The sequence below is a fragment of the Streptomyces humi genome (genome assembly GCF_001005085.2).
GTDB classification, from domain to species: Bacteria; Actinomycetota; Actinomycetes; order Streptomycetales; family Streptomycetaceae; genus Streptomyces; species Streptomyces humi.
Genome location: NZ_LBMU02000101.1, coordinates 86,452 through 94,116, shown reverse-complemented (window position 1 = coordinate 94,116; position 7,665 = coordinate 86,452). Strand labels below are relative to the sequence as shown.

Annotated in this window: 8 protein-coding genes; 5 read left to right on the top strand and 3 right to left on the bottom strand. The window is 71.3% G+C overall.

The window, feature by feature from the left end:
* Positions 1-34: 34 nt before the first annotated feature.
* On the bottom strand, positions 35-676 hold the full coding sequence (locus tag AAW13_RS38805; RefSeq protein ID WP_046730500.1) for a DUF6758 family protein: 642 nt from the start codon (positions 674-676) through the stop codon (positions 35-37).
* Positions 677-854: 178 nt separating this feature from the next.
* Positions 855-1,451, bottom strand: coding sequence for a suppressor of fused domain protein (locus AAW13_RS38800; protein WP_046730501.1), 597 nt, complete (start codon positions 1,449-1,451; stop codon positions 855-857).
* Between the two features lie 485 nt (positions 1,452-1,936).
* Here AAW13_RS38800 and AAW13_RS38795 point away from each other — a divergent pair, with 485 nt between their 5' ends.
* Positions 1,937-3,067: a magnesium and cobalt transport protein CorA gene (locus AAW13_RS38795; protein WP_046730502.1), complete on the top strand. Its 1,131-nt coding sequence runs from the start codon at positions 1,937-1,939 to the stop codon at positions 3,065-3,067.
* A 23-nt stretch (positions 3,068-3,090) separates the two neighbouring features.
* Positions 3,091-3,603, top strand: a complete 513-nt coding sequence (locus tag AAW13_RS38790) for a hypothetical protein (RefSeq protein WP_046730503.1) — start codon at positions 3,091-3,093, stop codon at positions 3,601-3,603.
* Between the two features lie 60 nt (positions 3,604-3,663).
* On the opposite strand, the gene AAW13_RS38785 is transcribed toward AAW13_RS38790, so the two are convergent.
* The gene (locus AAW13_RS38785; protein ID WP_046730504.1) at positions 3,664-4,389 is read right to left on the bottom strand and encodes a hypothetical protein; all 726 of its coding nucleotides are present in this window, start codon (positions 4,387-4,389) and stop codon (positions 3,664-3,666) included.
* A 199-nt stretch (positions 4,390-4,588) separates the two neighbouring features.
* On the opposite strand from AAW13_RS38785, the gene AAW13_RS38780 reads away from it, so the two are divergent.
* From AAW13_RS38780 to AAW13_RS38770, 3 genes are read left to right on the top strand one after another with little or no spacing between them, the layout of a single operon-like run.
* Positions 4,589-5,911 carry a magnesium transporter MgtE N-terminal domain-containing protein gene (locus tag AAW13_RS38780; RefSeq protein WP_046730505.1) on the top strand — a complete coding sequence of 441 codons (1,323 nt, stop codon included), beginning with the start codon at positions 4,589-4,591 and terminating at the stop codon, positions 5,909-5,911.
* On the top strand, positions 5,895-6,482 hold the full coding sequence (locus AAW13_RS38775) for a DUF1003 domain-containing protein (protein WP_046730506.1): 588 nt from the start codon (positions 5,895-5,897) through the stop codon (positions 6,480-6,482). The genes AAW13_RS38780 and AAW13_RS38775 overlap by 17 nt, the downstream gene beginning before the upstream one ends.
* Before the next feature lie 43 nt (positions 6,483-6,525).
* Entirely contained in the window at positions 6,526-7,659 is a 1,134-nt protein-coding gene (locus AAW13_RS38770) for an Mrp/NBP35 family ATP-binding protein (protein ID WP_046730533.1), read from the top strand.
* Positions 7,660-7,665: the final 6 nt, after the last annotated feature.

The following is a 7,665-nucleotide window of genomic DNA, read 5'->3' as shown; positions in this document are numbered from 1 at the left end:
GACCCCGGCCGGCTCCCCTCGGCCCTCGTCGGCGTCACGGCTCCAGCAGGCGCGGCGACAGCGCCCCGCAGGGCACCAGGTCCACCTCGGCCCCCGCGTCCCGCAGATCCGTGAGCACGAGCTCGTCGTACATCAGCAGCCCGGTCTGCTCCGGCCAGACCACCGCCCACAGCCACAGGCCCCGGGCCTCGCCGGCGAAGACGGCGCGGTCGTCCGGCGCCCCGGAGACGTGCCACAACGGCGTCGGCCGGCCGGCCGCCAGCACCTTGGCCTGCGGCGGCTTCTCCACGTTCATGTAAGGGCCCGGGTCCGGGGCGTCGATGCCCGCGTACCGCGCGCCGAGGCCGACTCCCAGCTCCTCGGCGACCAGGATCATCTCCCCTATCCCGCCGAGCGGTGCCGGTCCGGAGCAGGCGACGGCGGTCGCGCGGCCGCCGCTGCGGTCGTCACCGGCGCACGCCACACCCGTGAACAGCCAGCCGACCGGCAACGGCCAGGGCATCCACACCGGTACCTGGGTGCGGTGCACCACCACACCCAGGGCCTCGACGCTGGGCGGGATCACGGGCTGGACCGGGTGCACGGTCCCGTGCACGTCGCACTGCCAGGTGTCGGCGAAGAGTCCGGGAGCCCTGACCCGGCCACCACACTTCGGGCAACTGGGTTCGCCCCTCATAGGGCCCCACGGTCCTACCCGGAATCCCCCACGTCAAGGACGATCACCCGACCGGCGCACGCGGCCCCGCCGGGACGTCGGCGGGACAGCGGCGGGACAGCGGCACGGTCTTTGCCAACTGCCCGCTTCCGGACGGCGCTTGGTGAGCTTGCTCACCCTCGCCACCGTCCGGGGGGGGTCAGTCCAGGCGGACGGAGTTCCGGGCGGGGTCCCGGAGGTCCGTCCCGTTCGCGAGCCAGCGCTCCTGGAGGGGCTGGGCGCCGTGCACCCGCTTCCAGGCGGCCTCGTTCGGCGTCATGGGCAGCAGCGGCAGGAACCGTACGGGGTCGAGCGGGTCGTCCAGCTCCAGATCCTCGACGAGGCCGCCCGGCTCGCCGACCAGGACCGACGTGAAGGGGGCGCCGGGCCACAGCGGGTCACCGACGTCGAGGGACGCCCCGGGGGCCACGACCAACCCCTCGACCTGCGGGGACGCGGCGAGGACGGCGAGCGCGCGGAGCACCTTGTCGGTCTCGGCGAGGCCGGCCCGGACCGACAGCACCAGTTCGGCGCGGGGTCCCCTGACGGGGTCCGCGACCATCGCCGTGGGGTCGGTCATGGGGTGGGCGGACATGCCGAGCGTGGCGTAGCGGACGACGTCCTCGCCCTGGAGGTCCTCGTGGAAACGGAGCACCTCGATGCGGTCCGTACCGAGGAAGGTGACCGCCGCGCGCGCGTCCGGTTCGCCCAGCGCGGTGGTCAACCGGGCCTCGACCAGAGGAAGAACATCAACCATGTCGTGAGCATAGAACTCGTCAGCTCCGGGCAAAGCGGCGCCTTGACACCAAGCGCTGCTGCTAGTCTGGCCGCGGTGGTTCGGGGCAGCACGCTGAGCGTCGCGGTCAGACCCCGACGCCGACAGGACTCCCTTACGAGGGACCGGCTGGAGGAGGTGGGGCTGTCATGGATCGAAGTCACCCGTGCAGTACCACTCGCTCTTCCTGCCGCTGAATTCTTCTCTGGCTGGCTACCGCCTCTTGGTGCGCGTCGTCGTTCGGAAGAGCACTTCGTCTCGCTTGCCCGATCCCGCTGACCGATCCCATCCGGATCTGTCGGGATCTGATCGTCCGATCCGAATCAGTAGCGAAGTCGCCACCGCAACGGTGCGGTGCTCCCCGCTTTGTGGACGCGCCAAACATCCGCAGTCAGGACGTCCTCATTCCGGGTAGTTCCACCCGTTCCTCGGCGATCTTCCGCTGCCTGTCGCGAAGGAGCCTGCCCATGTCGATGATCCGCGACCTGCGCGCCGTGGTCCGCCCGTCCCGTCCCTCGCTGCGCAAGAGCCTGCGGCCGGACAGCGGCGCGTACGACACCACCCGCGACCCCGGTACGCCGTCGGCCGTCGTCGACTGCGCGGTGTACCGGGACGGCGCCCGTGTGGCGACGGCGACGCCGCTGACCCCGCACGAGGCGATGCGGCTGGTGCGCCGGGACGGCGGGTTCGTGTGGATCGGCCTGCACGAGCCGACGGAGGCCGAATTCGCCGGTATCGCGAGCGAGTTCGGGCTGCACCCGCTGGCCGTGGAGGACGCGGTCCAGGCCCACCAGCGCCCCAAGCTGGAGCGTTACGACGACTCCCTCTTCACGGTCTTCAAGACCATCCACTACGTCGAGCACGACCAGCTCACCGCCAACAGCGAGGTCGTGGAGACCGGCGAGGTCATGTGCTTCACCGGCCGGGACTTCTTCATCACCGTCCGGCACGGCGGCCAGGGCTCGCTGCGGGCGCTGCGGCACCGGCTCCAGGACGACCCCGAACTGCTCGCCAAGGGCCCCTCGGCCGTGCTGCACGCCATCGCCGACCACGTCGTGGACGGCTATGTCGCGGTCGCCGACGCCGTCCAGGACGACATCGACGAGGTGGAGACCGAGGTCTTCACGCCGGGCCGCAAGGGCGGGGTCTCCCGGGGTGTCGACTCGGCACGGATCTACCAACTCAAGCGTGAGGTGCTGGAGTTCAAGCGGGCGGTGTCGCCGCTGCTGCGCCCGATGCAGCTGCTGAGCGAACGCCCCATGCGGCTGGTCGACCCGGACATCCAGAAGTACTTCCGGGACGTGGCCGACCACCTCGCCCGCGTCCAGGAGCAGGTCGTCGGCTTCGACGAACTCCTCAACTCCATCCTCCAGGCCAACCTCGCGCAGGCGTCCGTGGCGCAGAACGAGGACATGCGGAAGATCACGGCATGGGCCGCGATCATCGCCGTACCCACGATGGTGTGCGGGGTGTACGGCATGAACTTCAAGTACATGCCGGAGCTGCACTGGAAGTACGGCTACCCGGTCATCATGGGCATCACGGTCTGCATCTGCCTGGGCATCCACCGGACGCTGAAGCGCAACGGCTGGCTGTGAGCGGCCCGGTTAGGGTGAGCGCCATGACAAGCGAGCTGCTCGACCAGGCCCTCGTCGAGGAGGCCACCAAGAAGTCCGGCCTCGTCTGGGTCCGGGCCGCCGGGGCGCCGGCCGCGCGTGCGCTGTGGCACGTGTGGGCCGACGGGGGTGTGTTCCTGGTCGGCGACGGCGCCGAGCAGCCGCTGTCCGGGCTGGCCGACGGCGGGTCGGCGGAGGTCACCGTCCGCAGCAAGGACAAGGGCGGCCGGCTGGTCACCTGGACGGCGACGGTGGCGGAACTGCCGGCCCGCTCCCCCGCGTGGGACGGGGCGGTGGCCGAACTCAAGGGCAAACGCCTCAACGCCCCCGACGGCGAGGCCATGACGGACCGCTGGGCGGCCGAGTCCCGGGTGCTGCGGCTGACCCCGGCGGGAGCGGTGCTGCCGGTCCCGGAGGGGAACCTGGCCGAAGCGCCGGTGCCGTCCCCCGCCACCACCCGCCGCCCGGTCCCGGCCGGCCTGCCCCGCCTGCTGTCGAGACGCCGGAAGTCCCGGTAGCGGCTTCGGGGACGGGAACGCGGCCCACCACCCTGTGACGTGGGGCCCCTGACGGGCCCCCTAGGAGGTGGGCAGCTGCTTCCCGTAGTCCACCGTCTCGCCCTTCTCCGGTTCGGCGACGCTGAAGTCCTCACCCCAGTCGGAGAAGGTCAGGGTGCCCGCGCCGCCGCCGCGTTGCAGGCGGAGGGGGTACGGCTTGCCCTCCAGGGAGACGTCGAGCGTGCCGCCGGAGCCCTTGTCGCCGGTGATGCGGATGGTGCGGGTACCCGACTGCTCGTGGTGCCCGTCGGTCGTGAGAGAACCGTGCAGGGTCAGCAGGCCCGAGAGGAGGAGGTCCTTGTCCGTGAAACCGCTGAACTTCTTGTACGCGGGGTCCGTCCGAGGCACCTTCACGTACTTGCCGTCGAGCTTGGACGCGGCGGCCGTGTCACTGCCGTCGGCGTGGTTCCAGAACCCCGCGTCGGCCTGTAGGTACAGCGTGTCGTCCACCCGCAGCAGCTGGAACGTCGTCCCCTTCGACGTGACGGAACCGGTCCCGCCGTCCTCGTTCAGACGCATGTCCAGTTCGTACGTGCGGCCGCTCGTGACCACGGTCCCCGCCATCCGTACCGTCGCCACCGAAGCCGCCGCCGCCCTGGTCTTCGACTGGATCACGCCCGCCGACAGCTTGCCGACCCCGTTCGTCCCCGAGTCCGGATCCTCGCTGCACCCCGTCAGGACGGCCAGTGCGCAGAGCGCGGTCAGCAGCGCGGCGCGGCGAGTACGGCCCGGAGCGATCGCGGTCACGGACGGGGCCACCTTTCTGAGGGGTCCGGCACGGCGTACCGCAGCGTACCGGTGCCTCACCCACCCGGCGGAGCCAGTCCGTCCGGACCGCCCACCAGGGCGTATCCGATCGGTACGGGCTAGCCTGAAGCCCACCGAGCGGGCACAAAGGGCAGGAAACCCATCCATCGGCAACGCGGCAGGCAAAGGAAGCGAACCCATGGCAGCCGGCGCTCCCCGGATCTTCGTCTCGCACCTCGCCGGCGTCGCCGTCTTCGATCCCAACGGCGACCAGGTGGGACGTGTCAGGGACCTGGTCGTCATGCTGCGCGTCGGCCGCAAGCCCCCGCGACTGCTCGGCCTGGTCGTCGAACTGTCCACCCGGCGCCGCATCTTCCTGCCCATGACCCGGGTGACCAGCGTCGAGTCCGGTCAGGTCATCACCACCGGTGTGCTCAACGTGCGCCGCTTCGAGCAGCGTCCCACCGAACGCCTGGTCTTCGGTGAACTCCTCGACCGGCGTGTCCGGCTGGTGGAGACCGGCGAGGAGGTCACCGTCCTGGACCTGGGCGTGCAGCAGCGGCCGGCCCGCCGGGAGTGGGAGGCCGACCGGGTCTTCGTCCGCAAGGGCCGCAGGAGCGCCTTCCGCCGGTCCCGGGGTGAGTCGATCACCGTCGAGTGGTCGCAGGTCAGCGGCTTCTCCCTGGAGGAGCACGGACAGGGCGCCGAGAGTCTGCTCGCCACCTTCGAGCAGTTGCGCCCCGCCGACCTGGCCAACGTGCTGCACCACCTGTCCGCCAAGCGACGCGCCGAGGTGGCCGCCGCCCTCGACGACGACCGCCTCGCCGACGTGCTCGAAGAGCTCCCCGAGGACGACCAGATCGAGATCCTCGGCAAGCTGAAGGAGGAACGGGCGGCGGACGTCCTGGAGGCCATGGACCCGGACGACGCGGCCGACCTGCTCGCCGAACTCCCCGAACAGGACAAGGAGCGGCTGCTGAGCCTGATGCAGCCGGCCGACGCGGCCGAGATGCGGCGGCTGATGTCGTACGAGGAGCACACCGCGGGCGGTCTGATGACCACCGAGCCGATCGTGCTGCGGCCGGACGCCACCGTCGCCGACGCCCTCGCCCGGGTCCGCAACCCCGACCTCTCGCCGGCCCTCGCCGCCCAGGTCTACGTGTGCCGCCCGCCCGACGAGACCCCGACCGGCAAGTACCTGGGCACCGTGCACTTCCAGCGGCTGCTGCGGGACCCCCCGTACACCCTGGTCAGCTCGCTCGTCGTCGACGACGACCTGCAACCGCTCGCCCCGGAGGCCACGCTCCCGGTCATCGCCGGGTTCTTCGCCACCTACGACATGGTCGCGGCGCCCGTGGTGGACGAGACGGGGTCGCTGCTGGGCGCGGTCACCGTGGACGACGTACTGGACCACATGCTGCCGGAGGACTGGCGGGAGACCGAGTTCCACCTGGACGAGGAGGAGGAGCCCCTGCGGACCGAGGCACGGAAGGGGGCGGGGGACCGTGGCGCCCGAGCGTGAGAACGGCCGCGAGCGGACCCCGGCCGGCGCGACCGCCACCACCCGCACCCGCGGGCCCCGGCTCGACCAGCCGCGTCCGCCGCGGCGCCGGCTGCTGCCTGAGTGGGACCCGGAGGCCTTCGGACGGCTGTCGGAGCGCATCGCGCGCTTCCTGGGGACCGGGCGGTTCATCGTCTGGATGACGGTCGTGATCATCCTCTGGGTGCTGTGGAACATCGCCGCGCCCGGCCGGCTCCGCTTCGACGAGTACCCGTTCATCTTCCTGACCCTGGCCCTGTCCTTGCAGGCCTCCTACGCGGCCCCGCTGATCCTGCTCGCGCAGAACAGGCAGGACGACCGGGACCGGGTCAACCTCGAACAGGACCGCAAGCAGAACGAGCGGTCCATCGCGGACACCGAGTACCTGACCCGGGAGATCGCCGCGCTGCGGATGGGGCTCGGCGAGGTGGCGACCCGGGACTGGATCCGCTCGGAGCTCCAGGACCTGCTGAAGGAGATGGACGAGCGCAGGCACGGACAGGTGGTATTCCCGGCAGAACGGTCGGCGGGGCGTGACGTAGACGACCGTTGAGGGGCGTTATAGCGGCCCCGTGCCGCGCCGTACCATCGTCTGTATGGCTAGCGAAGACGCGGTGCGCGAGGCACTGGCGACGGTGAACGACCCGGAGATCAACCGACCCATCACCGAACTGGGGATGGTCAAATCGGTGGAGATCGGGGAGAACGGCGCGGTCGCGGTCACCGTGTACCTGACGGTCTCCGGCTGCCCCATGCGGGACACGATCACCCAGCGCGTCACCGAGGCGGTCTCCCGGGTCGAGGGGGTCACCGGTGTCGACGTCACGCTGGACGTGATGAGCGACGAGCAGCGCAAGGAGCTGGCGTCGGCCCTGCGCGGCGGGCAGACCGAGCGCGAGGTCCCGTTCGCCAAGCCCGGCAGCCTCACCCGGGTCTACGCGGTCGCGTCCGGCAAGGGCGGCGTCGGCAAGTCGTCGGTGACGGTGAACCTGGCCGCCGCGATGGCCGCCGACGGTCTCAAGGTGGGTGTCGTCGACGCCGACATCTACGGCCACTCCGTGCCGCGGATGCTCGGCGCGGACGGGAGTCCCACCCAGGTCGAGAACATGATCATGCCGCCGTCGGCGAACGGCGTGAAGGTCATCTCCATCGGCATGTTCACCCCGGGCAACGCCCCGGTGGTCTGGCGCGGCCCGATGCTGCACCGCGCCCTCCAGCAGTTCCTCGCGGACGTCTACTGGGGCGACCTCGACGTCCTCCTCCTGGACCTCCCGCCCGGCACCGGTGACATCGCCATCTCGGTGGCCCAGCTGGTCCCGAACGCCGAGATCCTGGTCGTGACGACGCCTCAGCAGGCGGCGGCCGAGGTCGCCGAGCGCGCCGGCTCCATCGCGGTCCAGACCCACCAGAAGATCGTCGGCGTGGTCGAGAACATGTCGGGCCTGCCCTGCCCGCACTGCGGCGAGATGGTCGACGTCTTCGGCACGGGCGGCGGCCAGTTGGTCGCCGACGGCCTCACCCGCACGACGGGCGCCACGGTCCCGGTGCTCGGCAGCATCCCGATCGACCTCCGCCTCCGCGAGGGCGGTGACGAGGGCAAGCCGGTCGTCCTGACCGACCCCGACTCCCCGGCGGGCGCGGCCCTGCGCGGCATCGCGGGCAAGCTGGGCGGCCGCCAGCGCGGCCTCTCGGGCATGTCCCTGGGGATCACGCCCCGCAACAAGTTCTAGCCGCCG

Bases quoted from the DNA above. Each gene is read 5' to 3' on its own strand.
- AAW13_RS38805 (WP_046730500.1), bottom strand. From the start codon at position 676: ATGAGGGGCGAACCCAGTTGCCCGAAGTGTGGTGGCCGGGTCAGGGCT.
- AAW13_RS38800 (WP_046730501.1), bottom strand. From the start codon at position 1,451: ATGGTTGATGTTCTTCCTCTGGTCGAGGCCCGGTTGACCACCGCGCTG.
- AAW13_RS38795 (WP_046730502.1), top strand. From the start codon at position 1,937: ATGTCGATGATCCGCGACCTGCGCGCCGTGGTCCGCCCGTCCCGTCCC.
- AAW13_RS38790 (WP_046730503.1), top strand. From the start codon at position 3,091: ATGACAAGCGAGCTGCTCGACCAGGCCCTCGTCGAGGAGGCCACCAAG.
- AAW13_RS38780 (WP_046730505.1), top strand. From the start codon at position 4,589: ATGGCAGCCGGCGCTCCCCGGATCTTCGTCTCGCACCTCGCCGGCGTC.
- AAW13_RS38770 (WP_046730533.1), top strand. From the start codon at position 6,526: ATGGCTAGCGAAGACGCGGTGCGCGAGGCACTGGCGACGGTGAACGAC.